26 protein-coding genes and 2 tRNA genes are annotated in these 26,660 nt (G+C 71.0%); 16 read left to right on the top strand and 12 right to left on the bottom strand.

Annotation, left to right across the window (positions count from 1 at the left end):
- Positions 1–12 precede the first annotated feature (12 nt).
- The gene (locus tag SPF06_RS16910; RefSeq protein ID WP_323280306.1) at positions 13–915 is read left to right on the top strand and encodes an EamA family transporter; all 903 of its coding nucleotides are present in this window, start codon (positions 13–15) and stop codon (positions 913–915) included.
- Here SPF06_RS16910 and SPF06_RS16915 read toward each other — a convergent pair.
- Together SPF06_RS16915 and SPF06_RS16920 are read right to left on the bottom strand one after the other, a co-directional pair.
- Entirely contained in the window at positions 905–1,405 is a 501-nt protein-coding gene (locus tag SPF06_RS16915) for a hypothetical protein (protein WP_323280307.1), read from the bottom strand. The genes SPF06_RS16910 and SPF06_RS16915 overlap by 11 nt on opposite strands.
- Positions 1,402–2,835, bottom strand: coding sequence for a phosphomannomutase/phosphoglucomutase (locus SPF06_RS16920; protein WP_323280308.1), 1,434 nt, complete (start codon positions 2,833–2,835; stop codon positions 1,402–1,404). Before SPF06_RS16920 ends, SPF06_RS16915 begins: the two co-directional genes overlap by 4 nt.
- A 77-nt stretch (positions 2,836–2,912) precedes the next feature.
- Here SPF06_RS16920 and SPF06_RS16925 point away from each other — a divergent pair, with 77 nt between their 5' ends.
- On the top strand, positions 2,913–3,341 hold the full coding sequence (locus tag SPF06_RS16925; protein WP_323280309.1) for a VOC family protein: 429 nt from the start codon (positions 2,913–2,915) through the stop codon (positions 3,339–3,341).
- A gap of 100 nt (positions 3,342–3,441) precedes the next feature.
- On the opposite strand, the gene SPF06_RS16930 is transcribed toward SPF06_RS16925, so the two are convergent.
- Complete coding sequence (locus SPF06_RS16930; RefSeq protein ID WP_323280380.1) at positions 3,442–5,121, bottom strand: thiamine pyrophosphate-dependent enzyme; 1,680 nt, start codon at positions 5,119–5,121, stop codon at positions 3,442–3,444.
- 169 nt (positions 5,122–5,290) lie between these two features.
- Here SPF06_RS16930 and SPF06_RS16935 point away from each other — a divergent pair, with 169 nt between their 5' ends.
- Together SPF06_RS16935 and SPF06_RS16940 are read left to right on the top strand one after the other, a co-directional pair.
- Positions 5,291–7,447: a DEAD/DEAH box helicase gene (locus SPF06_RS16935; protein WP_323280310.1), complete on the top strand. Its 2,157-nt coding sequence runs from the start codon at positions 5,291–5,293 to the stop codon at positions 7,445–7,447.
- A 110-nt stretch (positions 7,448–7,557) separates the two neighbouring features.
- Positions 7,558–7,646, top strand: a tRNA-Ser gene (locus SPF06_RS16940).
- Positions 7,647–7,793: 147 nt separating this feature from the next.
- Here SPF06_RS16940 and SPF06_RS16945 read toward each other — a convergent pair.
- The gene (locus tag SPF06_RS16945; RefSeq protein ID WP_323280311.1) at positions 7,794–9,953 is read right to left on the bottom strand and encodes a prolyl oligopeptidase family serine peptidase; all 2,160 of its coding nucleotides are present in this window, start codon (positions 9,951–9,953) and stop codon (positions 7,794–7,796) included.
- Positions 9,954–10,011: 58 nt separating this feature from the next.
- Between SPF06_RS16945 and SPF06_RS16950 the strand changes: the two genes are divergently transcribed.
- Complete coding sequence (locus tag SPF06_RS16950) at positions 10,012–11,943, top strand: FAD/NAD(P)-binding protein (RefSeq protein ID WP_323280312.1); 1,932 nt, start codon at positions 10,012–10,014, stop codon at positions 11,941–11,943.
- Positions 11,944–12,030: 87 nt separating this feature from the next.
- On the opposite strand, the gene SPF06_RS16955 is transcribed toward SPF06_RS16950, so the two are convergent.
- Both SPF06_RS16955 and SPF06_RS16960 read right to left on the bottom strand, forming a co-directional pair.
- Positions 12,031–12,840 (bottom strand): VOC family protein, encoded by an 810-nt coding sequence (locus tag SPF06_RS16955; protein WP_323280313.1) that lies wholly within the window; start codon positions 12,838–12,840, stop codon positions 12,031–12,033.
- 201 nt (positions 12,841–13,041) lie between these two features.
- A tRNA-Ser gene (locus SPF06_RS16960) sits at positions 13,042–13,129 on the bottom strand.
- Between the two features lie 88 nt (positions 13,130–13,217).
- Between SPF06_RS16960 and SPF06_RS16965 the strand changes: the two genes are divergently transcribed.
- The 4 genes from SPF06_RS16965 to SPF06_RS16980 all read left to right on the top strand — a co-directional run bounded on the left by SPF06_RS16965 (position 13,218) and on the right by SPF06_RS16980 (position 16,313).
- A complete protein-coding gene (locus tag SPF06_RS16965; RefSeq protein ID WP_323280314.1) occupies positions 13,218–14,201 on the top strand; it encodes an NAD(P)H-quinone oxidoreductase in 984 nt (327 codons plus the stop codon).
- A 76-nt stretch (positions 14,202–14,277) separates the two neighbouring features.
- Positions 14,278–14,904 carry a bacterial proteasome activator family protein gene (locus tag SPF06_RS16970; protein ID WP_323280315.1) on the top strand — a complete coding sequence of 209 codons (627 nt, stop codon included), beginning with the start codon at positions 14,278–14,280 and terminating at the stop codon, positions 14,902–14,904.
- Positions 14,905–14,912: 8 nt separating this feature from the next.
- Positions 14,913–15,365, top strand: coding sequence for a hypothetical protein (locus tag SPF06_RS16975; RefSeq protein WP_323280316.1), 453 nt, complete (start codon positions 14,913–14,915; stop codon positions 15,363–15,365).
- Between the two features lie 93 nt (positions 15,366–15,458).
- On the top strand, positions 15,459–16,313 hold the full coding sequence (locus SPF06_RS16980; RefSeq protein ID WP_323280317.1) for an aldo/keto reductase: 855 nt from the start codon (positions 15,459–15,461) through the stop codon (positions 16,311–16,313).
- Positions 16,314–16,391: 78 nt separating this feature from the next.
- Here the strand turns inward: SPF06_RS16980 and SPF06_RS16985 are convergent, their stop codons facing one another.
- Positions 16,392–18,167: a glycoside hydrolase family 15 protein gene (locus tag SPF06_RS16985; RefSeq protein ID WP_323280318.1), complete on the bottom strand. Its 1,776-nt coding sequence runs from the start codon at positions 18,165–18,167 to the stop codon at positions 16,392–16,394.
- A 72-nt stretch (positions 18,168–18,239) separates the two neighbouring features.
- Here SPF06_RS16985 and SPF06_RS16990 point away from each other — a divergent pair, with 72 nt between their 5' ends.
- The 4 genes from SPF06_RS16990 to SPF06_RS17005 all read left to right on the top strand — a co-directional run bounded on the left by SPF06_RS16990 (position 18,240) and on the right by SPF06_RS17005 (position 20,585).
- Entirely contained in the window at positions 18,240–18,683 is a 444-nt protein-coding gene (locus tag SPF06_RS16990) for a very short patch repair endonuclease (RefSeq protein WP_323280319.1), read from the top strand.
- Positions 18,684–18,715: 32 nt separating this feature from the next.
- Positions 18,716–19,288 carry a hypothetical protein gene (locus SPF06_RS16995; protein WP_323280320.1) on the top strand — a complete coding sequence of 191 codons (573 nt, stop codon included), beginning with the start codon at positions 18,716–18,718 and terminating at the stop codon, positions 19,286–19,288.
- A complete protein-coding gene (locus SPF06_RS17000; protein ID WP_323280321.1) occupies positions 19,285–19,560 on the top strand; it encodes a DUF2795 domain-containing protein in 276 nt (91 codons plus the stop codon). The genes SPF06_RS16995 and SPF06_RS17000 overlap by 4 nt, the downstream gene beginning before the upstream one ends.
- Before the next feature lie 68 nt (positions 19,561–19,628).
- Positions 19,629–20,585, top strand: coding sequence for a DNA topoisomerase IB (locus SPF06_RS17005; RefSeq protein WP_323280322.1), 957 nt, complete (start codon positions 19,629–19,631; stop codon positions 20,583–20,585).
- Positions 20,586–20,714: 129 nt separating this feature from the next.
- Here the strand turns inward: SPF06_RS17005 and SPF06_RS17010 are convergent, their stop codons facing one another.
- On the bottom strand, positions 20,715–20,978 hold the full coding sequence (locus tag SPF06_RS17010) for a GlsB/YeaQ/YmgE family stress response membrane protein (protein ID WP_323280323.1): 264 nt from the start codon (positions 20,976–20,978) through the stop codon (positions 20,715–20,717).
- A 246-nt stretch (positions 20,979–21,224) separates the two neighbouring features.
- Here SPF06_RS17010 and SPF06_RS17015 point away from each other — a divergent pair, with 246 nt between their 5' ends.
- Entirely contained in the window at positions 21,225–21,896 is a 672-nt protein-coding gene (locus SPF06_RS17015) for an SDR family oxidoreductase (RefSeq protein ID WP_323280324.1), read from the top strand.
- Between the two features lie 34 nt (positions 21,897–21,930).
- Positions 21,931–22,704: a sigma-70 family RNA polymerase sigma factor gene (locus tag SPF06_RS17020; protein ID WP_323280325.1), complete on the top strand. Its 774-nt coding sequence runs from the start codon at positions 21,931–21,933 to the stop codon at positions 22,702–22,704.
- Positions 22,705–22,946: 242 nt separating this feature from the next.
- Here SPF06_RS17020 and SPF06_RS17025 read toward each other — a convergent pair whose 3' ends face one another.
- Genes SPF06_RS17025 through SPF06_RS17040 form a run of 4 tightly spaced genes read right to left on the bottom strand, consistent with a single transcriptional unit; the run spans position 22,947 to position 25,571 of the window.
- The gene (locus SPF06_RS17025) at positions 22,947–24,059 is read right to left on the bottom strand and encodes a glycosyltransferase family 4 protein (RefSeq protein ID WP_323280326.1); all 1,113 of its coding nucleotides are present in this window, start codon (positions 24,057–24,059) and stop codon (positions 22,947–22,949) included.
- Positions 24,060–24,064: 5 nt separating this feature from the next.
- A complete protein-coding gene (locus tag SPF06_RS17030; protein WP_323280327.1) occupies positions 24,065–24,454 on the bottom strand; it encodes a 6-pyruvoyl trahydropterin synthase family protein in 390 nt (129 codons plus the stop codon).
- Positions 24,442–25,446, bottom strand: a complete 1,005-nt coding sequence (locus SPF06_RS17035) for a zinc-dependent alcohol dehydrogenase (protein WP_323280328.1) — start codon at positions 25,444–25,446, stop codon at positions 24,442–24,444. The genes SPF06_RS17030 and SPF06_RS17035 overlap by 13 nt, the downstream gene beginning before the upstream one ends.
- Entirely contained in the window at positions 25,443–25,571 is a 129-nt protein-coding gene (locus SPF06_RS17040; protein WP_323280329.1) for a hypothetical protein, read from the bottom strand. Before SPF06_RS17040 ends, SPF06_RS17035 begins: the two co-directional genes overlap by 4 nt.
- Positions 25,572–25,707: 136 nt before the next feature.
- On the opposite strand from SPF06_RS17040, the gene SPF06_RS17045 reads away from it, so the two are divergent.
- Positions 25,708–26,658 carry a glycosyltransferase family 9 protein gene (locus tag SPF06_RS17045; protein ID WP_323280330.1) on the top strand — a complete coding sequence of 317 codons (951 nt, stop codon included), beginning with the start codon at positions 25,708–25,710 and terminating at the stop codon, positions 26,656–26,658.
- Positions 26,659–26,660: the final 2 nt, after the last annotated feature.

Genomic DNA, 26,660 nt, shown 5'->3' on the forward strand with positions numbered 1-26,660 from the left:
CAGGATGGAGAGGTGAAACCGCGCCACTCTGCCCTCGCCGTCCTCGTCGCCGTCATCTGGGGAGTCAACTTCATCGCGATCGAACTCGGCCTGCGCGATGTGCCGCCCCTCGTGTTCGCGGCCCTCCGCTTCGCGCTCGTGGCCGTGCCGGCCATGCTGTTCGTGCCCAAGCCCGCGGTCCCGTGGCGCGTCATCGCGGGTGTGGGCCTGTTCATGAGCGCCGGCCAGTTCGGCCTCGTCTACCTCGCGATGCACTCGGGCATGCCCGCGGGGCTCGCCCCGCTCGTCCTGCAGAGCCAGATGCTTTTCACGATCCTGCTCGCCGGGGCGGTGCTCAAGGAGCGGCCGACGACGGCGCAGCTCGCCGGAGTGGGCGCCGGCGCCGTGGGCCTCGTGCTCGTCGCCGTGGGGCGCGGTGCGGTGGCCCCGATAGGCCCCCTCGTTCTCGTCGTGCTCGCGGGCTTCTCATGGGGCATCGGGAACACGATCTCGCGCGCCGCGAAGGGCGCCTCGGGGCTCGGCATCGTGGTGTGGTCGGCCGCCGTCGTTCCCGTGCCGATGCTCGCCCTCGCCGCGTTCGTCGACAGGCCGGGCGCCGTCGTCGGATCGCTCGCGCACCTCACGCTGCCGGCCCTGCTGAGCACGCTCTTCACGGTCGTGCTCGCCTCGCTCGTGGGCTACACGGCGTGGAACTCGCTGCTCGGGAAGTACCCGGCCGCCGCCGTCGTGCCGTACACGCTCCTCGTGCCGCCCGTCGGGATGCTCGCGGCGTGGCTCGCGTTCGGGGAGGTCCCGCAGCCGCTCGAGATCGTGGGCGGGGCCGTGCTCCTCACGGGTGTCGGCACGACGCTCGTGCGGCGGCGGGAGTCGCGGAAACGTGTGCCCGAGGCCGCGCTCGCGGACGTCAGTCCGTGAAGACGCGGGCCTCGTGCCCGTCCGGTTCGACGCTCCCGTACAGGTAGCCGTTCGCGGTCATCTCGTAGGGCAGGACCGCGGCGAGCAGCCCTCCGCCGCGGTGCTCGGCGGCCGCGTGGATCCCGTCGGTGCCGTGGTCCGGCAGGGTCACGTCGCTCGCGAACGCAACGGCCCGGTACGCGCCGCGCCCTTGCCTCAGCAGTTCGACCAGGTCGGTAAGCATCGCCTCGGCGTCGAGATCGCCGTCGAGCTCATCGTCATCTTCGCCTGATCCAGCCTCCCCCTCCGGTGGGGCGACGAGCACGAGCCGCAGTTCGCCGTCGTCCGCGAGCGTCACGCCATAAGGGAGGAAGCCGCCGTTGTTCTCGAGCTGCTCCTGTGCCATGGCGAGCGCTGTGCCGAGGACGTCATGGAGCTCACGCAGCATGTCGTCCTCCGAAGGCGAGGCCTTCGGTGCGCCGGCGTCGGGTGCTTCGGGGCGCGGGCTCATGAGCGCACGATCGCGAGGACGTTGTCGCGCACCGAGTCGAGCGTCTCGCGGTCCTTCGCCTCTCCATTGAAACGGAGGTACGGCTCGGTGTTGGACGGGCGGAGGTTGAACCACCACGAGCCGTCGGCGGCGGAGAACGTCGTGCCGTCGAGTTCGTCGATGACGACCTCCGGCCCCTCGTACACCTCGCGCACGCGCGCGACCGCGCCCGCCTTGTCCTCGATCTCCGAGTTGATCTCACCCGAGGCGACGTACGGCTCGTACTCGGCGCCGAGCTCCGAGAGCGGGAGCTCCTGCTCGCCGAGCGCCGCAAGGACGTGCATGGCCGCCAGCATGCCCGTGTCAGCGTTCCAGAAATCGCGGAAGTAGTAGTGGGCCGAGTGCTCGCCCCCGAACACCGCGCCCACCTCGGCCATGACAGCCTTGATGAACGAGTGGCCCACGCGCGTGCGCACGGGCCGCCCGCCGTCGTGCTCGACGAGCTCTGGGACGGCGCGGGACGTGATGAGGTTGTGGATGATGATCGGCTGGGCCTCGCCGGTCGCCTTCGCGCGCGCGATCTCCCGCCGCGCCACGAGGCCCGTGATCGCCGACGGCGAGACCGGCTCGCCCTTTTCGTCGATGACGAAGCAGCGATCGGCGTCGCCGTCGAAGGCGAGCCCGAGGTCCGCGCCGTGATCGACGACGGCCTTCTGCAGATCGCGCAGGTTCTCGGGCTCGAGCGGGTTCGCGGGGTGGTTCGGGAAGGTGCCGTCGAGCTCGAAATACAGAGGAATGATCTCAAGGGGAAGCGCCGGCAGAATCGTGTCGCCGAGGACGGCCGGCGTCGTCAGGCCCGCCATGCCATTGCCCGCGTCGACCACGACCTTGAGCGGGCGGATGCCCGAGAGGTCCACGAGGCTGCGAAGGTGCGCGGCGTAGTCCGCGAGGACGTCCCGCTCGGCAATTGAGCCCCGGCGGTCGACGGCGGGCACCTCGCCGGACGCAAGATACGCCTCGGTGGCAGCCTGGATCTCCTTGAGCCCTGTCTCGGACGAGACGGGCAGTGCCCCGGGCTTGGCCATCTTGATGCCGTTGTACCTTGCGGGGTTGTGGCTCGCGGTGAACGTCGCGCCTGCGGCGCCGAGGGCGCCGCACGCGTAGTAGAGCTCGTCGGTCGAGATCAGGCCGATCTTCTGGACGAGGCCGCCGCGTGCCGCCGCGCCCCGTGCGAAGGCGTCGATGAACTCGGGGGAGGACGGCCGCATGTCGCCGCCCACGAGCACGGTCTGCCCCGCGAGGCCGAGCACGTCGACGAACGCAGCGCCCACCGCCTCGACAATCCCCACGTCGATCGTCTCGCCGACTATCCCTCGCACGTCGTACGCCTTGAACGAGGCGGAAAGGTCGATCTGCGGCGTCTGGCCAAGGCTGTTCACGTTGCTCGTCACGCCGCTGATTCTACTTGGAGCCTCCAACAAATCACGGCGGGGTTCCCAGGGCTGGCGGTGGGCTTTAGGTTGGCTGCATGGACTGGACTCTCGAAGTTGTCATCCTGCCTGTCTCCGACATCGATCGCTCCGTGGAGTTCTATCGGGACAAAGTCGGATTCCACCTCGACCACAACACGACGAACGAGCACATGCACGTCGTCCAGCTCACGCCTCAAGGCTCCGGCTGCTCGATCGTGTTCGGCGACTTGCCGGCGCAGCGCGAGATGGAGCCGGGCTCGCTCAAGGGCCTCCAACTCGTCGTCGCGGACGCCGAAGCCGCGCGCGCCGAGCTTCTGGGCCGCGGCGTCGAGTGCTCGGAGCTCATGGTGTTCTCGCCCGAGGACGGAGGCACGTTCTTCGGCTTCGCGGACCCCGACGGCAACACATGGGCCGTGCAGCAGCTCAGGGTCCGCGCCGAGAAGCCGCTCATCCCCGTCGAGCACCGGGGGCGCTTCGGAGCGTAACCTGACGCGTTCCACCCCGCCGCTCCTGACAGGTCGAGACGTGAGCTTTCGTCGGAAAGGCCTGTCCATTCCGACGAAAGCTCACCTTTCGATGCGGGGCTTAGTAGGCCTTGACGCGTTGCTCGACGATGAGGTGGATGAGCGCGAAGGTTCCGTCCTCGTCGATCGCGCGCAGGGCAGCCTCGACCGCGCCGGGGACGTCGGCGTCGCGCTCGACGCGCACGCCGAAGCCGCCGAACGCGCGCGCCATGAGCGCGAAGTCCGGGTTCTTCAGCTGGGTGCCGGAGATGCGCTGCGGGTATTGGCGCTCCTGATGCGAGCGGATCGTGCCGTACTCCTGATTGTCCATGACGATCACGAGCGGGGTCGCTCCGTACTGCGCGGCGGTCGCGAGCTCCTGGCCGTTCATGAGGAACTCACCGTCGCCCGCGATCGTCACGACGCGCCGGCCCGGATTCGCGAGCGAGGCCGCGATCGCGGACGGCACGGAGTAGCCCATGGAGCCGTTGCGCGCGCTGATCATGGACGCGTAGCGCTGCGTGGGGAAGTAGCGGTGGGCCCAGTTCGTGTGCTCTCCCGCGCCGAGGGTGACCGTGGCGTCCTCGGGAAGGGTCGGGACGAGATTGGCCATGAGGGTGTCCATGCGGGCCGGGCCCTCAGAGGGGGTCGCAGGGGGCAGGGCGGCAAACTTCTCCTGCTGGTCGCGCATGCGCTCGGTCCACGCCGTCCACTCCTCTCGGACCGCGAGGTGCATCATGACGAGGTCGCGGACGAATACGTCCGGCTTCGCGACGATCTGATAGGAAACCGGGCCGGAACGCCCGCGCAGGGACGGGTCGATCGTGACGAGGAAGTTCTTCTTCGTCCAATCCTGGCGCACGAGGAAGCCGTCCGTGATGACGTCCCCCGGAACGGTGCCGACGAAGATGAGGAGGTCGGTCTCCTCGAGCAGGTTGTAGGTCGGCTTGGGGCGGCCGTAGCCGATCGGCCCAACGTACGAGGGGGAGTCGAACGGGATCGTGCCCTCGCAGCGCCACTCGGCCGCAGCGGGGATGTTGTGCTCCTCGAGCCAGTTGGTGAGCGCGGTGGCGCCCTCCTGGGTCCAGTCGTTGCCGCCGACGACGAACAGCGGCTTCTCGGCCGCCTGGAGGGCGGCCTTGAGCGCCTTCCAGTCCGTGACCGTCATGCCGCCGGTCGCGACGGGGATCTTCGGGTGGATCTCGGCGTCGATCTCCTGCTGGATGATGTCCTCCGGCAGGCCGACGACGACGGGCCCCGGGCGGCCGTTCATTGCCGCGAACATGGCCTCGGCGACGATCTCGGAGGCCCGCTCGGCGTGGTCGAGGACCATGACGCGCTTCGCACCCGTGTCGAACCACGACTTGATGTCGAATTCCTGGAACGCCTCGCGGTCGCGGTGGGCGAACGGGATGAGGCCCACGAAGAGGACCATCGGAGTCGAGTCCTGCCACGCCGTGTGCAGGCCGACGTGTGCGTTCGCGGCGCCGGGGCCACGGGTGACCATCGCGATGCCGGGGAGCTGGTTCATCTTCCCGTCGGCCTCGGCCATGTACGCCGCGCCGCCCTCGTGGCGGCACACGACCGTCTCGATCGGGGAATCGTGCAGCCCGTCGAGCACGTCGAGGAAGGATTCGCCTGGGACGACGTAGGTGCGCGTCACCCCATGCGCAACGAGCGAATCGACAATCACGTGGCCCGCGGACTTGCGGGTGGGTGCATCGCTTCCGGGCAGATCCGGTGCGGGAACGGGCGGCGCCATTGCCGTCATGGGTACTTCCTTCTTCGTGGCACTGAGCATGAGACGTTTCCCACGGTATCCGGCGTTCACGTTTCCGCGCAGCGAGAAGTGTCGGAGGTCACGGGGATACTTGGACGCAGAGTCCGGGGTGCGAGACCGGGCGCCGGCTACCGAACAGTAAGGGCGGTTCATGACGTTTTCTGACGGCAAGGTCACGGTCCAGGACGGGCTGCGTGAGCGGGCGCTCGACGTCCTGCGCAAGCTCGTCGGGCGAGACGACGCCGCCTTCCATCCGGGGCAGTTCGAGGCCATTGAAGCGCTCGTCGCGCACCGCCGTCGAACGCTCGTCGTCCAGCGCACGGGGTGGGGCAAATCCGCGGTGTACTTCGTCGCGTCGCTCCTCCTGCGTTCCCAGGGAGCCGGGCCCACGCTCATCGTCTCGCCGCTCCTCGCCCTCATGCGCGACCAGGTCGAGGCCGCGGCGCGGGCAGGGGTGCGCGCCGTCGCGATCAATTCGGCCAACCGGCTCGAATGGGACGAGGTGCACGCGGCCCTCGCGGCGGACGCGGCCGACGTCGTCCTCATCTCCCCCGAACGGCTCACGAATCCATCCTTCCGGGCCGAGCATCTGCCTGAGCTCCTCGCGCGGACGGGCCTCCTCGTGGTCGACGAGGCGCACTGCATCTCCGACTGGGGCCACGACTTCCGCCCCGACTATCGCCGCATCGCCGCGCTCATCGGCGAGCTCCCGGCGTCCGTGCCCGTGCTGGCGACGACGGCGACGGCCAACGCCCGCGTCGTCGCCGACGTCGAAGAGCAGCTCGGCGCGGGGGTGCTCACGCTGCGCGGCCCGCTCGGGCGCGACTCCCTGCGGCTTGGCGTGCTGCGGCTTCCGGACTCGCGCTCGCGCCTCGCGTGGCTGCTGCAGCATCTGGGTGACCTTCCGGGGAGCGGGATCATCTATACCCTCACCGTGTCCGCGGCGGAGGACACGGCGCGGCTCCTCGCCGACGCCGGGTATCGCGTGCTCGCGTACACCGGGAAGACGGACACGGCTGAGCGCGAAGAGGCCGAGCGGCTCCTCAAGGGCAACGAGGTCAAGGCGCTCGTCGCGACCTCGGCGCTCGGGATGGGCTTCGACAAGCCGGACCTCGGGTTTGTGGTGCATCTGGGGGCGCCATCGTCGCCCGTCGCGTACTACCAGCAGGTGGGCCGTGCGGGCCGCGGCGCGGCGCACGCTGACGTGCTCCTGCTGCCCGGTGCCGAGGACCGCGACATCTGGCGGTACTTCGCGACCGCGTCGATGCCCGACAGCGCCAAGGCGCGATCCGTGCTCGACGCGCTCGCGGGCGGTCCGCTCTCGACCGTCGCGCTCGAATCGCTCGTCGAGCTGCGGCGTACCCAGCTCGACCTCCTCCTCAAGGTGCTCGCCGTCGACGGTGCAGTGGAACGCGTCGGCGGCGGCTGGCAGGCCACGGGGGCGCCATGGGCGTACGACGACGAGCGGTACCGCCGCATCGCCGCGGCCCGGGACGCCGAACAGGAGGCGATGGTCGAGTACGAGGAGACCCGCGGGTGCCGCATGGAGTTCGTCACGGCCCAGCTCGACGACGACACCGCCGCCCCGTGCGGTCGCTGTGACAACTGCGCAGGGCCGTGGTTCCCGCGCGACGTGGACCCGGGGCTGCTGGAGCGCGCTGGCGAGCAGCTGCGGCACGCCGGCGTCCCGATCGAGCCGCGCGCCCAGTGGCCGAGCGGCATGGACAAGCTCGGGATTCCGGTCAAGGGGCGCATTGCGGCCGGCGAGTTGCTCGCCGAGGGGCGTGCGCTCGCGCGGCTCACGGACCTCGGCTACGGCGGCGCGCTGCGCGAGCTCTTCGCGGCCTCCGCGCCCGACGGCGATGTCCCGCCCGGCCTGCGCCCCGCCGTCGTCCAGCTGCTCGCCGGGTGGGCGCGGGGAGATTCCGCGGCCGGGCCGTGGAGCGGTGCAGGGCGCCCGGCCGGAGTCGTGGCGATGCCCTCGGCGACTCGGCCGCGCCTCGTGGACTCCCTCGCTCGGGGAATCGCGTCCGCGGGGCAGCTCCCGTACCTCGGGGCTCTTTCGCGGACTCCTGCGGCGAGGGCGGGGCAGGCGGGCGGCAACTCGGCGTTCCGTCTCGCGGGTGTGTGGCCCGCGTTCGACGTCGACGCGGGGCTCGCGGCGGCGCTCGCCTCTTTGGGTGGGGCGCCGGTGCTGCTCGTGGACGATCTCGTGGACTCGCGGTGGTCGCTCACCGTCGCGGGACGGCTCCTGCGGCTCGCGGGCGCCGGCCCCGTGCTTCCGCTCGCACTCGCCCAGGCGGGGTGACCGTTCAACCGCCCCACATCGGGGTGGTTGTGGTCACGTTCGGTGGGTGTGGCCGCCGCTTTGCGTCCGTCCGTGCCTTCTGGGTACCCTTGGGGGGCTAGCAATAGCAAGGAGACGTGCCAGAGTGGCCGAATGGACTTCACTGCTAATGAAGGGTCCGGGGAAACTTGGACCGGGGGTTCAAATCCCCCCGTCTCCGCTCATCTGAGGCCCGGAATCGCCGAGATTCCGGGCCTCAGCTCTTGGCTCTGTTACCGGGGGGTGCAAGCACTGTTGGCGCGGACTTGCGGCAGTGGGCACGTGCGTCGGGCGCGGGCGGTGGCGACGTGCGGTGCGCGATCGGCCTCTACCGACCGAGTGACCTCCACAGGAACGCCGCGCTGCGGGCCTGCAGCGCCGCGGCCTGGCGGTTGTCCGAGGCTCCAGCGTGGCCGCCCTCAAGCGCCTCGTGGTACCAGACGTTGGGGATGCCCATGGCCTCCATGCGCGCGGCCATCTTGCGCGCCTGCACGGGACCGACGCGGTCGTCCGACGTCGCGGTCCAGATGAAGGTGTCCGGGTAGTTCACGCCGTCGCGCAGCAGATGGTACGGGGAGAACGTCTTGAGGTACTCCCACTGCTCAGGCACGTCCGGGTCGCCGTACTCGGCGATCCACGAGGTCCCCGCCGAGAGCTTCGTGTACCGCCGCATGTCCAACAGGGGCACGCCGCACGAGATCGCCCCGAACAGCGACGGGAAGTTCACGAGCATGTTGCCCACGAGCAGCCCGCCGTTCGAGCCGCCCGTGCAGCCGAGGTGCTCGGGCGAGGTCACGTCGCGGCGGATGAGGTCCAGCGCGACGGCGGCGAAGTCCTCGTAGGCCCGGTGCCGATTCTCCTTGAGCGCGGCCTGATGCCACGCAGGCCCGTATTCGCCTCCGCCGCGGATGTTCGCGACCACGTACACGCCGCCCCGTTCGAGCCACGCGCGGCCCACGACCCCGCTGTACGCGGGCGTCCGCGAGATCTCGAACCCGCCGTACCCGCTCAGCTGCGTCGGCGCCGTCCCGTTCAGCTCGAGGTCCTTGGGCCCGACCTGGAAGTACGGAACCTGAGTGCCGTCCGCGGACGTCGCGAAGTGCTGCTCGACGGCGAAGCGGCTTTCGTCGAAGAACGACGGCGCGCGCTTGACGTCCGCGTGGCCCCCGCCGATGGTGCCGCGCAGGAGCGTCGTCGGAGTGAGGAAGCCCGTCGCGATGAGCCAGTAGTCGTCGCCCGAGTCCGGATCCTCGTCGTCGACGGCGTAGCTTTCGACGAGGTGAAGCGGCGGGCACGCGTCGAGCTCCTCGGTGGCCCATTCGCCGGAGGCGAACGAGACGGCCGCTCCCGCGGACGGCGCGCCGACCGAAGGCGGGGTCAGCACGCGAATCTCCGACGAGACATCGCGGAGCAGATTCACGAGCAGGTGGTTCTTCGTCCAGCTCCACGACTGGAGCGACGTGTGGCCGTCCGGGGCGAAGAGGAGTGTCAGCTCCCGCGAACCGGCCAGGAACGACTCGAAGTCGGCGGCGAGCAGCGAACCGGCCGCATGGACGGTGCCATCGAGATCCCAGTCGCGCTGCGGCCGGAACAGGATCCACTCGCGGTGCAGGTCGATGTCAACGTCGGTGGGCACGGGGATCTCCTGCCACGCGCCGTCCCGCCAGATCGAATGGCGCACGTCGAAGAAGCTGATCCGGTCGCTCGCGAGGAGCCGCTCGAAGCCCGGGGTGTCGTCGAAGCCCGCCCCGCCCATGAGATGATCCGCGGGTACCTCGAAGATGACCTCGGCGTCATCGAGGGTCGTGCCGCGGGGCAGCCTGCGGACGATCCTCGGGTACGACGACGTCGTCACGGCGTCCTCGCCGAGCGTCGACGACACGATGAGCGTGTCGGCGTCGAGCCAGTCCACTCCGCCCTTGGCCGCCGGGAGCATGAACCCGCCTGCTTCGGGCGCGATGAAGGTGCGGTCCTCGACGTCGTACTCGCGAACCGCCACGGCGTCCCCGCCGTCGGGCGAGAGGCGCACCATACAGCGCCGCCACGACGTTCCGTCCTCGGGTCGCAGGAACCCCGCGCCGCCCCAGACCCACTCGACTCCCTCGGACGCGGCAAGGGCGTCGACGTCGAGCAGGATGTCCCACTCGGGCGAGTCGGTCACGTAGCTCTCCCAGCGCGTGCGCCGCCACAGTCCCTTGGGGTTCGCGGCGTCGCGCCAGAAGTTGTAGTACCAGTCGCCTCGCTTCGTGACCATCGGGATGCGGTCCTGCGAGTCCATGACTTCGAGGATCTGAGCCTCGAGCTCGGGGTAGTCGCCGGTCTCGAGCAGCTCCTCGGTGCGGGCGTTCTGCTCGCGGACCCACGCGAGCTGCTCCTCGCCGCGGACGTCCTCGAGCCAGAGGTTCTCGTCGACGGGCTCGCCGGGGGCGTGCGTCAGCGTCTGCGCTTCGGCCAGGATGTTTGCGGGAGTCTCGGCGGGATCCGTCATGCTGCTCATCCTCGCACGGCCCTCCGACAGCGCAAGAGGCGCACGTTAAGCTCAATGAATGAGTTCGGGAGGTGGGCGCGCGGCGCTGCGGGTCGCCGTGATCGGGGGAGGACCCCGCGGCGCCTCCGCCGTAGAACGCCTTCTCGCGAACTGGCCCGGGGCGCGCGACACGGGCAGGAGCGAGCTCCGGATCACGGTCTTCGACCCCTTCGCGCCGGGCCCAGGCCGCGTGTGGCGCCCCGAGCAGCCGCGCGAGTTCCTCATGAACACGCCATGCCTGTACCCGACGGTCATCCCGTCCGAGCCGGGGGTCGCGCCGCCGCTCGCCGGCGGGAGCTTCCGCGAGTGGCTCGGGCGGCAGGCGGGACGCGGCGCAGAAGCGCCGGACGAGGCCGAGGCCCTCGCCCCCGCGAGCTACCCGCCGCGTGCGCTCTATGGCCGCTATCTTGCGGACACGTTTGCCGCGATTGTCGCCGCCGCCCCAGAAGGAGCGTCAGTCGCACACGTTGCGCTCGAAGTCGTCCGGCTCGGCCGGACGCCGCACGGCTGGGCCGTCACGACGGCGGACGGGCGAGCGCGGGAGGCGGACGCCGTCGTCCTCGCCCTCGGCCACGTCCCCACGAAGCCCAACCGGGCGCAGCGCGACCTCGTCGACGCCGCCGCACGGCTCGGCCTCACGTACCTCCCGCCCGCTGCCCCGGCCGACGTCGACTGGGACGTCCTGCCGGCGGGCCGCACGGTGCTCGTGCGGGGAATGGGGCTCAACTTCTTCGACGTCATGGTCCGGCTCACGGAGGGCCGCGGCGGGCGCTTCAAGGACGGCCCCGAGGGGCTTGAGTACGTCCCGTCTGGCCGTGAGCCCCGGCTCGTGGCAGCTTCGCGGCGGGGCGTGCCCTACCGCGGCAAGGCCGAGCTCAGCGCCTACTATGCGCCGAGCGTCCGGCTCCGCTGGTTCACGCGCGAGGCCGCTCTCGCACCACGCGCGGCGGGGGTCACGCCGTCGTTCGACACCGACTTCTGGCCCCTCCTGCATCGCGACACCCTCTGGGCCTACTACGCGACGCTCGCCCGCACGCAGCCCGACGCCATCGGGCCGGGGTTCCTCGACGCGCTCGAGGCCGCGCTTGAGACTCCCGGCGCTGGCTGGGAGGCCCGCGCGGAGGGCGCCGTCGTGGCCGGCGTCGTGCGGGGGAGCCGCCTCGACCTCCGCGGGCTCGGCACACCGCTCGCCGGGCAGCACTTCGCGAGCCGCTCCGAGCTCGACGCGCGCGTCCTCGCCCATCTCGACGACGACGCCGCCGGCTCGGCGCGCGGCGAGGACGACCCGGTCAAGATGGCCATCGCCGCGCTCCACCGCGGCCGGGCCGTCCTCAAAGAGGTCGTGGCCGACGGCGGAATCACCGAGGAATCCTGGGTCGCGGGCCTGCGTGGCTGGTTCGAGGGGCTCGTCGAGGGCCTCGCGAGCGGCCCGCCCTCGGTGCGCATCCGGCAGCTCGCGGCGCTCATCCGGGCAGGCGTCGTGAGCACGGTCGGGCCCGAACCACGGTTCTCGGTGGACCGCGGCGCCGGGTGCTTCGTCGCCGAATCCCCGTGGGTAGGCGGACGGCCGGTGTACGCGGCCGCGATGGTCGAGGCGCTTGCGCCCGCAAACGTCGTTGCCGCGGCAGATTCCCCCCTTCTCTCGGGCCTCCTCGCCGACGGCCTCGTGCGGCCCAAGTACCTGGCCGGGGCCGACGGCGTGCCGCGCCCCGCGAGCGGGCTCGACGTCACGGCACCGCCCTACCGGCCCCTCGACGTCAACGGCCACGCGGTGCCCGGCCTGTACGTGCTCGGCCTCCAGCTCTCCGCGGTCCAATGGGGCACCGCGATCGCCGCCGAGGCCCACCCTTTCGGCCCGCCGGGCGAAGCGAACGACGGCGCCCCGTACCCGAGCGGCCAGCGCACCCTGCGCGACGCGGACCTCGTGGCCCGCGACATCCTGGGCCTCTGAGGCAGCCTGGCGAGACCGCGCCGTCGGCCGTGCCGCTCGGGCACGGGAGGGAGAAGGGACGGCGCCTCCCCAGTCACCGCCCCTTCCTCACTCGGCTGGCTGTGCGCCGGCTTCCTCGTCCTGGCGGAAGCCTTCGTTGATGAGAAAGACCGCCCCGAACGGGTCCGCGACTGTCGCCATGCGGCCGAAGGGAGTGTCCTCGATCGGCCGGATGACCTGGGCGCCGAGACGCGTCACTGTCTCGATGGCGGTGTCCGCGTCCTTGACGCCCCAGTAGATGTGCCAGTTCGCCGGCACACCCTCGGGAAGGAAGCCGGCCGCGTCCATGATGCCGGCCTTCGAATCGTCGCCCGAGCCGAGGGTCGTGTAGCGGAACTCGGGGGAGTCGCCCATGACCGAGGTCTCCCAGCCGAGCGCGTCCCGGTAGAACTTCACGGTCGGCTCGTAAGCGCGAGTGAAGTTCTCGAACCACACCGGCGAGCCCGGCTCGGCGAGCTTCTCGAAGCCAGTGTGGCCCGTGCCCTCCCACACGCCGAACACGGCGCCGTCCGGATCCGCGAACACGGCCATGTGTCCCTGCTCCGGGACCTCCATCGGGGCGACGAAGGTCTGGCCGCCGGCTTCCTCGACCTTGCGCGCCGTCTCGTTGATGTCCGCCGAGTTGAAGTACAGGGTCCACACGTCGGGCATCGTGGCCTGCTCCGGCATCTTCGACATGAGGCCGGCCACCTGCTCGCCGTCCTTCCACGCTGTGGTGTATCCGCCGTACTTCTCCTCGTCTCCTACCTCGTAGGTCCAGCCGAAGAGCTCGGCGTAGAAGGCCTTGGCCTTTTCGATGTCGCTCGTCATGAGGTCAGCCCAGCAGGGTGCGCCGGGGGTGATTTCGGGCTTGGGCATGGCTGCTCCTTCGTGCGGAAGTTCGTGGTGTGCAACGCTGCCGACGCTATGCGGGGGCTCCGACATTTTCAAGGACTTCCAAGAGCGGGGTGTCAGTTGACTGGGACGGCGGCCAGCCGAATTGACTTCATCAGGCGCGGGAAAACGAACGAGAGCGGCGCCACCCGAGGTCCTCTCAGGCGACGCCGCTCTCGGCATGAGCGGAAGGTAAGGGATTTGAACCCTTGGTGCGGGGTGACCGCACACTGGTTTTCAAGACCAGCTCCATAGGCCGCTCGGACAACCTTCCTTGTGACTAGTAGTGTTTCATAGGCACCTGACCCTGACGAAACCGATGGAAGCGCAGCCGAGGGGGCGTGCGGCGGGAGGAGCGGAACATGAAGGCCGTGTTTGTCGCCGAACCGGGCGGGCCCGAAGCCCTCGACCTCCGTGAGGTCGGCGATCCGGTGCCGGGCCCGGGCGAGGTGCTCATCGACGTCGTCGCCGCTGGCATCAACCGCGCCGACGTGCAGCAGCGCCGGGGCTTCTACCCGCCGCCGCCGGGCGCATCCGAGATCTTGGGTCTCGAGGTCTCGGGCCGCGTCTCGGGCTTCGGCCCGGACGTGACGCGGCCGTTCTCGGTCGGGGATCGGGTGGTCGCGCTGCTCGCGGGCGGCGGCTATGCGGAGAAGGTTGCGGTGCCCGCGGAGCAGGTGCTGCGCGTGCCCGGCGGCGTGGACCTCGTGACGGCGGCGAGCCTCCCCGAGACGGCCGCGACCGTCTACTCGAACCTCATCATGACGGCGCAGCTTCAGCCCGGCGAACTCGTGCTCATCCACGGCGCGACGGGCGGCATCGGGACGATGGCGGTGCAGATGGCCAAGGCGTTCGGCGCCCGCGTCGCCGCGACCGCCGGCACGGAAGAGAAGGTGAGCACGGCGCGCGCGTTCCTCGGCGTCGACGTCGCGATCAACTACAACGAGCAGGACTTCGTCGACGCCGTGCGGAACGCGACGGGCGGCCGGGGCGCGGACGTGATCCTCGACGTCGTCGGCGCGAAGTACCTCGAACGCAACGTCGAGGCGCTCGCCCCGTACGGCCGCCTCGTCGTCATCGGCCTCCAGGGCGGTGCGAAGGCCGAACTCAACATCGGCCTGCTGCTCAACAAGCGCGCGGCGATCATCGGCACGGCGCTGCGCCCGCGGCCCGTCGAAGAGAAGGGCGTCATCATGGCGGCGCTGCGCGAGCACGTGTGGCCGCTCATCACGGAGGGGCGGATCAAGCCGCTCGTGGACCGCACGTTCCCGCTCGCGGACGTGCAGAAGGCCCACGAGTACTTTGACTCGGGCGAACACGTGGGCAAGGTGCTCCTGACGATGTGATCGGCCGCCGCCGGGCCGCGCTCGGGATGCGGGATGCCGGATCGCCGCCCCGCGGCACCGTGAGAGGATGGGCCACATGAGCGAAGCGCAGGAGAACGAAGCGCACGACGGCGAGCAAGCCGACGAGCCGTTCGAGGGCATGACGATCGAACAGCCCGCCACGGGTCCCGCCGAGGGCCGCGCACAAGCGGGCGACGACGCCGCTCCCCGCAGGCGCTCAAGCCTCCAAGAGCTCGTCGACGAGCCCGCGAAGGTCATGCGGATCGGCACGATGGTTCGGCAGCTCCTCGAAGAGGTCAAGGGTGCCCCGCTCGATGAGGCGGCCCGCAATCGACTCGCGGAGATCCACGCGCGCTCGATCACCGAGCTCGAGGACGGCCTCGCGCCCGAGCTCGTCGACGAACTGCATCGCATCTCGCTCCCGTTCACCGATTCCGCCGTCCCGTCCGAATCCGAGCTGCGCGTCGCGCAGGCCCAGCTTGTGGGCTGGCTCGAGGGCCTGTTCCACGGGATCCAGACGGCCATCGCGGCCCAGCAGGCAGCCCATCAGCTCGCCGCTTCCCAGGTCCAGCTGCGTCAGCTCCCGCCGGGCACGGTCATCGCGCCGGGCGTCGTCATCGGCGAGAACGGCGAGCCGCAGCGGGCGCCGGTCCGAGGGGGCCGCACGCACGACGGCGACCACGGCCCTGGCCAGTACCTCTGAGCCCGCGGGTGGGGATTCTCGACAACGTCCTGCGCGGGCGCCGCGACGACGCCGACCTCGGGAAGGGTCTTTGGCGGCGCGCCCACGATCGCTTCCAGCGGGGCCTTGATCGCTACCACCAGGTTCTCGAAGGCGTCGAGGACGATTCGCTGTACGCCGAGCTCGTTGTCATGGCGGACGCGCTCTCGGCCCTGCTTCCGCGCGTCCGGGCCGTCTGCGTGAAATGCCAACGCCTCGCTCCGAGTGACGACTTCGACGTTCCCGGCGAGTTCGCGGACGTGCACCGCGCCCTTTCCAAGGCGGGCAACGCGCTCGCGACGACGGCGGAGGCGGCCGCGATGCTGAGTCTCGCCGTCGGCCCGGTGCCCGTGGGCGCCCTCTCCGTGCAGCGGAGGGCCGCGACGGTGCTCGAGCAGGTCGAGCTCTCCGAGCGTCTCGCAGGCATCGCCGCCGCGAGGTGACGGGATTATTCCCGTGTTTCGCGCACCGCGAAGTCCACGGAAATATCTGACAAATGCGCTTCTCCGAGTCCACGGCGGTGACAGGATGAGGCCATGGCATCTACCGATTCCCTGACCTCCCCTGTGCTCACCTTCCACGACGGCCACAAGATCCCGCAGCTCGGCTACGGCGTGTGGCAGGTCGAGGACTCCGTTGCGGAGCGCGTGGTCGGCGAGGCGTTCGAGGCTGGCTACCGCCACATCGACACCGCCGCGATCTACGGCAACGAGGCGGGCGTGGGCCGCGCGATCGCGTCCTCGGGCCTCGCCCGCGAAGACCTCTTCATCACGACCAAGCTCTGGAACGCCGATCACGGCGCGGGCAAGGTCGGCCCCGCGTTCGAGACGTCGCTCGAGAAGCTCGGCCTCGAGTACGTTGACCTCTACCTCATCCACTGGCTCCAGCCGAAGCGCGGCCTGTACGTCGAGACGTGGCAGGAGCTCGTCAAGCTTCAGGCCTCAGGCCGGGTGCGCTCGATCGGCGTCTCGAACTTCACGGTCGAGGCGATCCAGGAGATCGAGCGCGAGACGGGCGTCCTGCCCGTCATCAACCAGGTCGAGACGCACCCGTACTTCCCGCAGGCCGAGCTGCGCGCGTTCGAGTCCTCGAGCGGCATCCTGCACGAGTCGTGGTCGCCGCTCGGCCAGGGCAAGGACCTCCTCGCGGATCCGGCCCTCATCGCGATCGCCGAGAAGCACGGCGTCTCGGTTCCGCAGGTCGTGCTCGCGTGGCATCTCGCCCTGGGCAACGTGGTGATCCCGAAGTCGGTCACGCCCGAGCGGATCGCCCAGAACTGGGCCTCACTCGGCGTCTCCCTCGATACCGAGGATCTTGCCGCGATCGCTCTGCTCGACCATGGCGCCGAGGGCCGCATCGGCCCCGACCCCGCGGTGAGCGACTTCGCCTGACTCGCGGCCACGTCACAACATGTACCCGCGGGTGGTGACCGTTGGACGGCGTCGCACCCGCGGGTCGTGGACGGGAGGCTACCCCGTCGTCGGGGCCTCGGCCTCGCGCAGGGCGATCGCCGCGTTGACGAGGCCCAGATGGCTGAACGCCTGCGGCGTGTTGCCGAGCTGGCGTCCGGTGGCGGGGTCCCATTCCTCGCTCAGCAGTCCGACGTCGTTGCGCAGTCCGAGCAGGCGCTCGAAGAGCTCGCGGGCCTCGTCGAGCCGCCCGATCCCGACGAGCGCCGTCACGAGCCAGAACGAGCACGCGATGAACACGCCCTCGGTGCCCGGCAGACCGTCGTTGCTCGCTTCGGGGCGGTAGCGCATCACGAAGCCATCGGCGGCGAGCTCGCGCTGCACCGCCTCGACGGTCGCGACGACCCGGGGATCGGTGTAGGGGAGGAATCCGACGCGGGGGATGAGGAGGAGGCTCGCGTCGAGCTCGTCCCAGCCGTAGGCCTGCACGAAGTAGCCGTGGTCGGGGTGGACGCCCCGCCGGAGCACGTCGTCGCGGATCTCGTCGCGGAGTTCGGCCCAGCGGTCGCGCGGCCCGTCGAAGCCGTAGTCGTCGATGGCCCGCACCATGCGGTCCGCGGCGACCCAGGCCATGACCTTCGAGTACACGAAGTGCCGCTTGGGCCCGCGCATCTCCCACAGCCCGTTGTCCTTGCGCCGCCACGTCTTCTCCAGGTGCTTCATGAGGGCGGACTGGACGTCCCACGCCGTGTCAGTGTGCTTCCCGAGGCTCGCCCTCGTGAGCGCTAGGCCGTCGATGACTTCGCCCCACACGTCGAGCTGGAGCTGCTCGGCGGCCGCGTTGCCGTCGCGCACGGGCTGCGAGGATTCGTAGCCCTCAAGCCAGCTGAGCTCGATCTCCGGGAGGCGCCGCTTGCCCGTGATCGAGTACATGATCTGGAGATCGGCGGGATCGCCCGCGACGGCGCGCAGCAGCCAGTTGCGCCAGGCCTTCGCCTCGTCGGTGTAGCCCGCGGCGATAAGGGTCTGGAGCGTGAGCGAGGCGTCGCGGAGCCAGCAGTAGCGGTAGTCCCAATTGCGGGGGCCGCCGAGCGATTCGGGGAGGGAGGTCGTGGGGGCCGCGACGATTGCGCCGGTCGGCTCGAAGGTCATGGCCTTGAGCGTGATGAGGGAGCGGGCAACCTCCTCCTTGTACTGGCCCTTGACCGAGCAGCGGTCCGACCATTCGGACCAGAAGGACGTGGTCCGCTTGAGCGACACGTCGGCGTCCGTCTGCGGCTTGTAGTCGACGTGGCTCGGCTGCCACGTGAGGACGAACGGGACGCGATCGCCCTCCGAGACGGTGAACTCGCTCACGGTCCGCAGCTTGCGGCCTTCGAGGGGAGCCGTCGTCGTGAGGTAGATCGAGTCGGGGCCGGCGACGGCGTGCAGCACGCCCTGGCGCCGCCGCACCCACGGCACGATGTGCCCATAGTCGAAGCGCAGCACGAGCTCGCCGAGCATCTCGACGGTGCCGCGGATGCCCTCGACGATCCGCACGATGTCGACCACGCCGTCCCGCGGCGGCATGAAGTCGAGGACTCGGACCGCGCCCTCGTCCGTCTCCCACGTAGTCTCGAGCACGAGCGTTCCGGGAAGATACCGGCGCGACGTGCACTCGCCGCCGGCCGCGGGGGCGAGGAGCCACCGCCCGTTCTCGACGGTGCCGAGTAGCGCGGCGAAGCACGAGGGCGAGTCGAAATGGGGGAGACAGAGCCAGTCGATCGAGCCGTCTCGGCCCACGAGCGCGGCGGTTTCGAGGTCGCCGAGCAGAGCGTAGTCTTCGATCCGCGACATGTAGCGCACCCTACCGCACCGGGCGGTCCGCGGCCCCCGGTGCCGTCCGGACGGCCGGCGTACGCTGGCAGCATGAGCCAGGAGCCCGCCGTCGTCCTCTCCTGGGCCTCGACTCCCGCCATCCGGAAGACCATGCAGGGCAACCGCTCGCGGGACACAGCCCCTGAACTCCTCGTGCGCCGCGCCGTGCACGCGATGGGGCTCCGCTATCGGGTCGCGTTCCGGCCCGAGCCGGACTTGCGCCGCACCGCGGACCTCGTGTTCACGCGGGCGCGCATCGCCGTCTTCATTGACGGCTGCTACTGGCATGGATGCCCCGAGCACTACATCGAGCCGAAGCGCAACGTCGACTACTGGCGCCCCAAGATCGCGCGGAACCGCGAGCGGGACGAGCAGACGACGGCGGCACTCGCCTCGCGCGGGTGGCTCGTGCTGCGCTTCTGGAGCCACGAGGATCCCGCGGCGGTGGCCGAGGCGATCCGCGCGGCCGTGATTGGGGAGGCCGCGAAGGGGTAGTGAGGCAATACCCAACCGAGGAGGGTACTGCCATGAGCGCGAGTCAGATCGTGTGGCTCATTGTCGCCGTTGTCGTGTTCGTCGTCGTTCTGGTGCTCGTCCTGACGCTCACGCGTCGGAGCGGGGCCCGCCGCGACCGGCGGCGGGAGCGCGCCGCGAACCTGCGCGAGGACGCCGCCCGCAACGAGCTCGACGTGCGCGAGCGCGAGGCGGCGAGCCTCGAAGCCCGGGCCCAGGCCGAGCGCGCTGAAGTCGCGGCGGCCCGCCTCATGCGCGAGGCCGAGCGTGAGGGCAACGCCGCGCACGAGGGGCGCGCAAAGCTCGAGGAGCAGCTCCGCAAGGCGGACCGCATCGACCCCGACACGCACCGGCGAGACGGGCACGACCCCGCGCGGCGCGCCGTGCCCCTGCGTGGGGATACTGCGCAGCACGCGGAGAGCGCGCCGTCGCGCACCGCCACTGCGTCGCGCCCGGCGCACGGCTCGGACGCGTCGCCCGACGCCGCGCAGGAAACCCGCGATCCGGATATCGAGGCGGGCCTCGACGCTCGCCGTCGCGCGGACGAAGATCAGCCCGGAGGGCAGCCGAGCGAAGGAAAGCCATGACTCATACGGTGAACCCGATCCAGATCCAAGAGTTCCTCGGCGGCGTCGGCTATCCGGCGGAGAAGGCTGAGCTCGTGCGCGCGGCGAGGGAGCAGCGCGCGGATTCGAACGTCCTGCGCGCCGTCGAGGGCATCCCGGATCGTACCTACGCGGAGCCCACCGAGGTGAGCGAGGCGATCATGGGCGCGGGCCGGCATCCTGAGAGGCGGGCCGATCCGTCCGGAAACGAGGACAGCGCCGAGCGCGGCGGCGAGCGCTTCGACGCTGGCTGAGCGTTTCCTTGCCCTGCGGCGCGCCCCGGCCGCTGATTAGGCGCACGAGCGGCGGGTAACTGCGGTCCGTGGCCCGCCCCCGCCGATCTCGCGTTCACCCCTCGCTGCGCGCTGCCTGGACCCGCCGTCGCGCGGGCAGGGGCTTCGCCTACGCCGACGAATCAGGCAGCCCCGTCCGGGCGGCCGGCGACCTCGAGCGGATTCGGTCGCTCGCGATCCCGCCGGCCTGGCAGCACGTCCGGATCGCCGCGTCGCCGCGTGCGAGGCTCCAGGCTTCCGGGATCGACGCGGCCGGCCGCACGCAGTACCTCTACAACGCCGCGTGGCGATCTCGGCAGGAAGCCCGAAAGTTCACCAGGGCGCTTGAGCTCGCGCACCGCCTTCCCCAGATGCGCCGCGCCGTGACGCGGGATCTGCGCGGACGCCGCGGCGCGCGAAACCAAGCCCTCGCAGCGGCGGTGCGCCTCGTCGACAGGACCGGGATCCGCGTGGGCGGGCGCCGCTACGCGCGCACGAACGGGACGTTCGGCGTCATCACAGTGCAGCGCCGGCACGTGACGCTCGACGGCGATCGGATCGCGTTCAAGTTCCCCGGCAAGTCGGGTGCGGTCTGGGGCGTGGACCTTCGCGACGCCGACCTCGCGCGGTATCTCGCTGCCCTTCCCGACGGGGGCCCGCGCCGTCCGGCCATCGGGTACGACGACGGCGCCGGCTTCCAGCGCATCGGCGCCGCGGCGCTCAACGACTACGTGCGCCAGATCGCGGGGATCGGCGTGAGCGTCAAGGATCTCCGCACGTGGCGCGGGACGGCTGCCGCGGCTGAGTCCCTTGCGCGAAGCCTGTCGGCAGGGATCCCGGCCGACGTCGCGTGGAAGCGAGCCGTCGAGGCGGCGGCCGCCTGGCTCAACAACACGCCGGCGGTCGCACGCTCGTCGTACGTCGATCCGCGGCTCCTCGACGCGTACCGACACGGAGAGGCCGCGACGACGGATCGCGCCATTGCGGCGCTCCTCGACCGCGGTTGAACAGGCTCGCGCAGAGGGCCCCGCTCACGGCAGGCGCCCGCGCGTCGTCGTGCGCCCGGGGAACCGCGCACGGTGCCGGGGCTCCTTCTGCACCCGGCGCGACCCCCAGGGCGTGTTCCGGCGGTGAGGTCAGACCCGCCACCGTCCCACGACGGCGCCGTAGATGAGCAGCACGAGGACCGAGCCGACGATCGCGACGATCCACGTCTGGAGGCTCCAGAAGTTCGCGAGGCCCACTCCGAAAAGCAGGCTTCCGAGCCAGCCGCCGAGAATCGCCCCGACGACGCCCAAGAGCAGCGTCACGAGCCATCCGCCACCCTGGCGGCCGGGCAAAATCGCTTTCGCGATGGCACCTGCGATCAGCCCGAGAATGAGAAATGCGAGTATTCCCATGGGAATCCCTTTCGCTCGCGGGCCTCCCGGTCAGGAAGGCCCTGCTTTCCCTTCCTTACCCGGAGACAGTCGAGGCGAAACGCACGGGGCTGGTGGGATCTGATTCGCAAAAATATCTCAGGCTGTATTGATTTCGTGCAAATTTTGTTGCGAAATCCTTGTTGCCCGTCATTCTCAGGCCTAGGGTTGAAGCAGAGACAGCGGAAGGAAAACGTGCTGGCCACCTAACGGCAAGCACAACACAGCATGCCTGTCACCGACCGGCTTTGGGGCCGGCGCGTACTCATCGCAGGGGAAGACGGGCGCCTCGCCGATCGCCTGGGCGCGGTGTTCTTGAGCTTTGGGGCTGTCCTGGAAGTCCTCTCGGCTGAGACGGCTGACGGAACAGGAATCGCCCGCCTTGCCGCGAAGGAACTCGGCCGGATCGACGTCCTCGTCAATACGGGCCTTCCCACGGCCCCGGAAGAGGGCGCGCAGCCGCTGGCGATCGGCCGCGACGTCGAACGAGCACTCGCCCGGTCGATGACGCTCCTCGTGACGACCACCGAGGCGGCACTCCTCGCGATGCACGCGGGGGCGAGCATCATCAACTCGGTCGCCTACTCGTCTCCGGGCCTCGTCCTCACGCGCGGCCAGGAGGCGCTCGCGACCGCGGTTCTCGAGACGACCCAAGGCTGGGCGCAATCGCTCGCGCCGCGCCACATCAGGGTGAACGCCATCGTGGGCGGTCCGCGATGGGATCCCCTCATGGAGGGCAGGGTCGATGGGAACGGGCGCAGGAAGCGCCCGAACGATGCCGAGGAGCTCGACGCTTTCGTGTATCTCGCGTCGCGGAGTTCGTACCACGTCTCAGGCTCGGTGCTCGCCGTCGCACGGGCACTGACTCGACGGGAGGTTGAGCCCTTTACCGAGCGCTGAGACCGACTTCTCCCCCAGCAAGAAAGGGAGCGCGATGACATCCGTTAACACCTGGCCGCTGCCCACGGTGGCACCCGCCGCGCCGGCGGTGCCCTCGGTGGTGCCCTCGGCCGTGCCCTCCGCGGCACAGGCGGCCGGCGATCTCGCCGTCGAGTATCTTGGCGTGGCCGACGCCCTCGCCCGGCGATTCCGGTGCCCGGGCCACGACCCCGAGGACCTGCGGCAGGTCGCACGTCTCGGTCTCCTCAAGGCCGCGCATCGATATCGCAGAGGGCAGGGCCACGGCTTCGTTCCCTACGCGGTCCCGACGATCACGGGGGAGATCAAGCGCTACCTGCGGGACCAGTCGTGGGTCGTCCGGCCGCCGCGTTCGGTTCAGGAGCTGCGGCTCAAGGTCAATCGCCTGCGCCCCGGCCTCACCCAGAGCCTCGGGCACGAGCCGTCGACGCGCGAGCTCAGTGTCCAGCTCGACCTCCCCTTGGCCGATGTCGCCGAGGCCCAGCTCGCGAACGCGGCGATGGCCGCCGACCCGATCGAACACGGCGACACGCCCGAGGACTCGGGCGAGCGCCGCCTCACGGTCGTCATGGCGTGCGAGGAGCCGGGATTCGAGCGGGTAGACCTGCATCGGTCGCTCGTCGACGCGCTCATCGACGCGACCGACCAGGATCGAGAGCTTCTGCATCTGCGTTTCGACGAGGAGATGACGCAGCAGGAGATCGCGTGTGAGCTCGGCGTGAGCCAGATGCAGGTGTCGCGGCTCCTGCGGCGGGTTCTTTCGCGCTTGCGGCGGCGCCTCGCGGCGTGAGGCCCGCGACGTGAGGTCGGGCCGGACGTCGCGGCGCTGGCCGGCCTTGTGGTCCGCCGACTTCCCCGGTTTCAACGCCATCCTCCCCATCATTGAGCGCTCTCGGGCAGACGTGAGCCGCGGAATTCCGGGGCAAGGATCGCTGCTGAGGGCGGAAACGTTGGGGAGGATGGCGGAAACGTTGGGGAGGATGGCGGAAACGTTGGGGAGGATGGCCGAGAACTTGGTGAGCTCGCCGCGCCTCACGTATCCCCGAGCGCGGTGAGCACGGCCCGCGCCGTCGCGCCCCATCCGGGGAGGCGCGGTCTGGCGGCGCACGCGGCCGCGCGCCATTGCGACCGGAGAGCCGGATCGGTGAGCCACGAACGCAGCACGGCGACGGCGTCGGGCGCACTCTGGGCGTCTCTGCCGCTCGTATCGTCGAAACGACACACAGCCCCGGCCAACTCGGCCCTGGCTGACCCTGTGTCGGCCAACCCCGCTGCGCCGCGTCGGGAAAGCCCGAGCGCTTCCTCTGCCCCCGTGCCGGCGGGCACGATCGCAGGCACACCGCGCGCGAGGGACTCCGCGACGACGAGGCCGAACGTCTCGCTCGCGCTCGCGAGGACGCTCAGGTCCGCGGCGCCCCACGCGGCCTCGAGTGCGTCGCCGAGCAGTTCGCCCGCGACGCGGACGCGCCCACGGAGCGGTGGGGCCGCCGCTGCGTCGCGCACGGCACGCGCATAGTCCGGGTCGGGACGGTCGGAGCCGACGAGCTCGGCGGTCCAGGGGAGGTCGGCGAGGCGGCCGAGCGCCTCGAACAGCTCAAGCTGGCGCTTGCCGTGCAGGAGCGCGGCCACACACAGGATGCGCGGCGGGTCCGATCCGTGTGAGAGCGGCGACCGGTCGACGCCGGGACGGGCGACGGCGGCCTCGACGCCATGGCGGCGGGCGAGCTCAGCGGCCGTCGTGTGGCTCGGCGTGATGGCCCCCGACGCTGCCGCGAGGGCCGCGGCTTCGATGGCCGAGCCCGGCCCCGCTGCGTCCGGCATCTCGCCGATCGGCATGTGCACGAGGAGCCAGACGGCGAGCCCCCAGCGCTGGGCCTCCGCGATCTCGCCCGGGCACCCCAGACCGACGAGGCCGTCGACGAGGAGGCGAGCCCCGCCGTCGTCCGCGATCTCGCGGAAGACCCTGCGGAGGCGAGCGCGGTCGGCGGAGCTCCCGACGGGCCACGCGCCCGCGGCCGGATGCGTGCGGACGTCGACGCCCGCGGCGGCGAGGGCGTCGGCGAGCCGCTCGTTGTACGCGGACCCGCCCGAGCGCCACGCGAGCGGCGCCGGAACCACGAGGTCGAGGCGCACGGCAGGCGTCAACCGCCCTAGGGAAGCTCGAGGCTGTACCCGGCCCACGCGTCGGGGTTTTCGCGGAGCACGACGCCGAGTCCAGTGAGCCGGCCCCCGGCTCCGTCGCCGAGGCGCACCGCAGCCTCCTCGGCGACGTGCCGGGCGAGGGCCTCGGTGGTCGTGAGCCGGCCCTCGAACGTGGGGTGCTCGTCGAGGTTGCGGTAGCGGAGCTCCGCGAGGACGTCCGAGAGGAGCTGGGCGAGGGCCCCGAGGTCCATGACGGTCGCGTTCGCGTCCAGCTCGCGGGCCCGCACGGTGAGTTCGACGACGTAGGTCGCCCCGTGCAGGGATTGGGCCGGGCCGAATTCGGGCCGGTTCAGGCTGTGGGCGATCATGAAGTGGTCGCGGACCGTCAGGGTGTACATGAATCCTCCTCCGCGCCGGGGTAGCGGATCACATGGCAGAGCCCGTCGAGCCGGCCCGTCGCGAGCTCCTCGGCGACGGCCGGGAGCTGGGCGAAGTCGGTGGGACCGCCGAGGAACGCATCGTACACGGGGTCGACGAGGAGGCCCAAGGCCAGGGCGAGGCGCTGCGATGGGGTGCGGCGGTGGCGCCGCGCGAGCGCGACCTCGCCCACCTGGCTGGCTCTGAGCGAGAGCCGCCGCGCGTGGAAGTCCGCCCCGAGAGGCACGACGACGCGCGGCTCGCCGTACCACGAGAGCTCGGTCACCTCGCCGTCGTCGCCCACGAGCTCGAGGCTCCGGGCGAGGCCCTCGGGGCTCGCGGAGCAGTGCAGGACGACGTCGCAGTCGTCGTGCGCGTCGGCGGGAAGCGCGAAGTCCACGCCGAGCTGCCCGGCGAGCGCGGCCCGCGCCGGGTCGCTGTCCACGGCCTCGAGCCGGGAGAGGGGGAACCGCCGCAGGAGCGTGAGCAGGGCGGATCCCACGAGGCCGCAGCCGACGACGGCGACGCGGTCGCCGAAGCGGGGTGCCGCGTCCCACAGCGCGTTGACGGCGGTCTCGACAGCGCCCGCGAGAACCGCGCGGCGCGCTGGCACTTCGCGGGGGACGACGGCGAGCTCGTCCGCGCGCACGACGTAGCGGTCCTGATGCGGGTACAGGCAGAAGACCGTGCGCCCGAGGACGCTCGCGGGCCCGTCCTCGACGACGCCGACCGAGAGGTACCCATACTTGACCGGGCAGGGGAACGCGCCCGCCTGATGCGGTGCCGCCATGAGCCCGGCGACACGTTCCGGCACGCGATTCGCGTGGACGAGCCGTTCAGTCCCTCGGCTGTAGCCCGAATAGAGCGCGCGCACGAGCGCCTCGCCCGGCGCCGGCTCTGGCAGGGGCTCGCGCCGGAGCTCCCCGGCGTGCGGGCCGATGGTCCAGTAGGCGAGGGCCGAGAGCGGACTCATGACTGTGCGGCCGCCGCCGTTCCGTCACGCCGCCAGCGGCCGGCATCCCCGCGCGCCCCGGACTCGAGGCGCTCGTGGACACGGTCGGAAGAACGGTTGGCATCGGCCTGCACAGCAGTCTCCATCGTGACATGCGAGGTGCCCGTTGCTTGAGCGGTTGTCAAGCGACAAGTGCGCGAAGAAGTTTATTGTAGTCCCGCTCGGGCAACTTTTGTTCATGACTGATGCCGGGGAGCCGTTCGGCCGGCTCGGGAGAGCTCCGTGAGGCGAGTTCTCGTAGCGCGGCTCGACGGCCTGGGCGACCTCGTCCTGTCGGGCCCCGCGATCCGGGCGGTTGCGGCGCGGGCCGAGGTTGTCCTCATGACGGGCCCCGGCGGTGCCGAGCTGGCACCGCTCCTGCCAGGAGTGTCCGGCCACATCGTCTGGGACTGCCCGTGGATCTCGCAGCCCGCGCCGCCGCTCACGTCCGCGGAGGTGCGCCGCCTCGAGCGCGTCATGAGCCGCATGGCGGTCGACGAGGCCGTCATCCTCACGTCCATCCACCAGTCGGCCCTTCCGCTCGCATTCGAGCTGCGCCTGTGCGGGGTGCGGCGCATCACCGCGTTCTCCGAGGACTACCCGGGAAGCCTGCTCGACGTCCGGCTCACCCAGCGCGAGCTCCCGGGGGAGCTCCACGAGGCGAACCGCGCACTCGGCATCGCCGCCGCGGCCGGATTCCCGCTTCCCGCGGACGACGACGGCCTGCCGGCGCTCGTGCGCCAGGCCCGCACGTCGCTGCGGCCCGTGGGCGATTACGCCGTCGTTCATCCGGGCGCCGACGACCGGGCCCGCGCGTGGCCGCCGGGGCACGCCGCGGAACTCGTCGGGAAGCTCGCCGCAACGGGCCTCGCCGTCGTCGTCACGGGCTCGGCCTACGAACGCGCCCTCACGCGCCGCGTCGCGGGGACGGCCGGGATCGACGTCGGCGGCGGGACGAGCCTGCGCGCGCTCGCGGACCTCATGAGCGGCGCACGCGTCGTCGTCGCCGCCAACGCGGGGCCGGCCCACGTCGCCGCCGCGGTCCGGACGCCCGTTGTCGTGCTGCTCTCTCCCGTCGTCTCGCCGGCGGTGTGGACCCCTCGCGGGGCCCCGGTCGCGACTCTGGGTGATCCCGACGAAGCGTTCGACGCCGCGCTGCGGCTCATCCGCGACCGCTCCCAGGCGGTCGCGTGATG

This window comes from Sinomonas terricola (assembly GCF_034931225.1).
Taxonomy (GTDB): Bacteria; Actinomycetota; Actinomycetes; order Actinomycetales; family Micrococcaceae; genus Sinomonas; species Sinomonas terricola.

Excerpts from the sequence above, each read along its gene's own strand:
- SPF06_RS16915 (WP_323280307.1), bottom strand. The coding sequence starts at position 1,405 with ATGAGCCCGCGCCCCGAAGCACCCGACGCCGGCGCACCGAAGGCCTCG.
- SPF06_RS16925 (WP_323280309.1), top strand. The coding sequence starts at position 2,913 with ATGGACTGGACTCTCGAAGTTGTCATCCTGCCTGTCTCCGACATCGAT.
- SPF06_RS16930 (WP_323280380.1), bottom strand. The coding sequence starts at position 5,121 with ATGGCGCCGCCCGTTCCCGCACCGGATCTGCCCGGAAGCGATGCACCC.
- SPF06_RS16935 (WP_323280310.1), top strand. The coding sequence starts at position 5,291 with ATGACGTTTTCTGACGGCAAGGTCACGGTCCAGGACGGGCTGCGTGAG.
- SPF06_RS16945 (WP_323280311.1), bottom strand. The coding sequence starts at position 9,953 with ATGACGGATCCCGCCGAGACTCCCGCAAACATCCTGGCCGAAGCGCAG.
- SPF06_RS16950 (WP_323280312.1), top strand. The coding sequence starts at position 10,012 with ATGAGTTCGGGAGGTGGGCGCGCGGCGCTGCGGGTCGCCGTGATCGGG.
- SPF06_RS16955 (WP_323280313.1), bottom strand. The coding sequence starts at position 12,840 with ATGCCCAAGCCCGAAATCACCCCCGGCGCACCCTGCTGGGCTGACCTC.
- SPF06_RS16965 (WP_323280314.1), top strand. The coding sequence starts at position 13,218 with ATGAAGGCCGTGTTTGTCGCCGAACCGGGCGGGCCCGAAGCCCTCGAC.
- SPF06_RS16970 (WP_323280315.1), top strand. The coding sequence starts at position 14,278 with ATGAGCGAAGCGCAGGAGAACGAAGCGCACGACGGCGAGCAAGCCGAC.
- SPF06_RS16980 (WP_323280317.1), top strand. The coding sequence starts at position 15,459 with ATGGCATCTACCGATTCCCTGACCTCCCCTGTGCTCACCTTCCACGAC.
- SPF06_RS16985 (WP_323280318.1), bottom strand. The coding sequence starts at position 18,167 with ATGTCGCGGATCGAAGACTACGCTCTGCTCGGCGACCTCGAAACCGCC.
- SPF06_RS16990 (WP_323280319.1), top strand. The coding sequence starts at position 18,240 with ATGAGCCAGGAGCCCGCCGTCGTCCTCTCCTGGGCCTCGACTCCCGCC.
- SPF06_RS16995 (WP_323280320.1), top strand. The coding sequence starts at position 18,716 with ATGAGCGCGAGTCAGATCGTGTGGCTCATTGTCGCCGTTGTCGTGTTC.
- SPF06_RS17000 (WP_323280321.1), top strand. The coding sequence starts at position 19,285 with ATGACTCATACGGTGAACCCGATCCAGATCCAAGAGTTCCTCGGCGGC.
- SPF06_RS17010 (WP_323280323.1), bottom strand. The coding sequence starts at position 20,978 with ATGGGAATACTCGCATTTCTCATTCTCGGGCTGATCGCAGGTGCCATC.
- SPF06_RS17015 (WP_323280324.1), top strand. The coding sequence starts at position 21,225 with ATGCCTGTCACCGACCGGCTTTGGGGCCGGCGCGTACTCATCGCAGGG.
- SPF06_RS17020 (WP_323280325.1), top strand. The coding sequence starts at position 21,931 with ATGACATCCGTTAACACCTGGCCGCTGCCCACGGTGGCACCCGCCGCG.
- SPF06_RS17030 (WP_323280327.1), bottom strand. The coding sequence starts at position 24,454 with ATGTACACCCTGACGGTCCGCGACCACTTCATGATCGCCCACAGCCTG.
- SPF06_RS17035 (WP_323280328.1), bottom strand. The coding sequence starts at position 25,446 with ATGAGTCCGCTCTCGGCCCTCGCCTACTGGACCATCGGCCCGCACGCC.
- SPF06_RS17040 (WP_323280329.1), bottom strand. The coding sequence starts at position 25,571 with ATGGAGACTGCTGTGCAGGCCGATGCCAACCGTTCTTCCGACCGTGTC.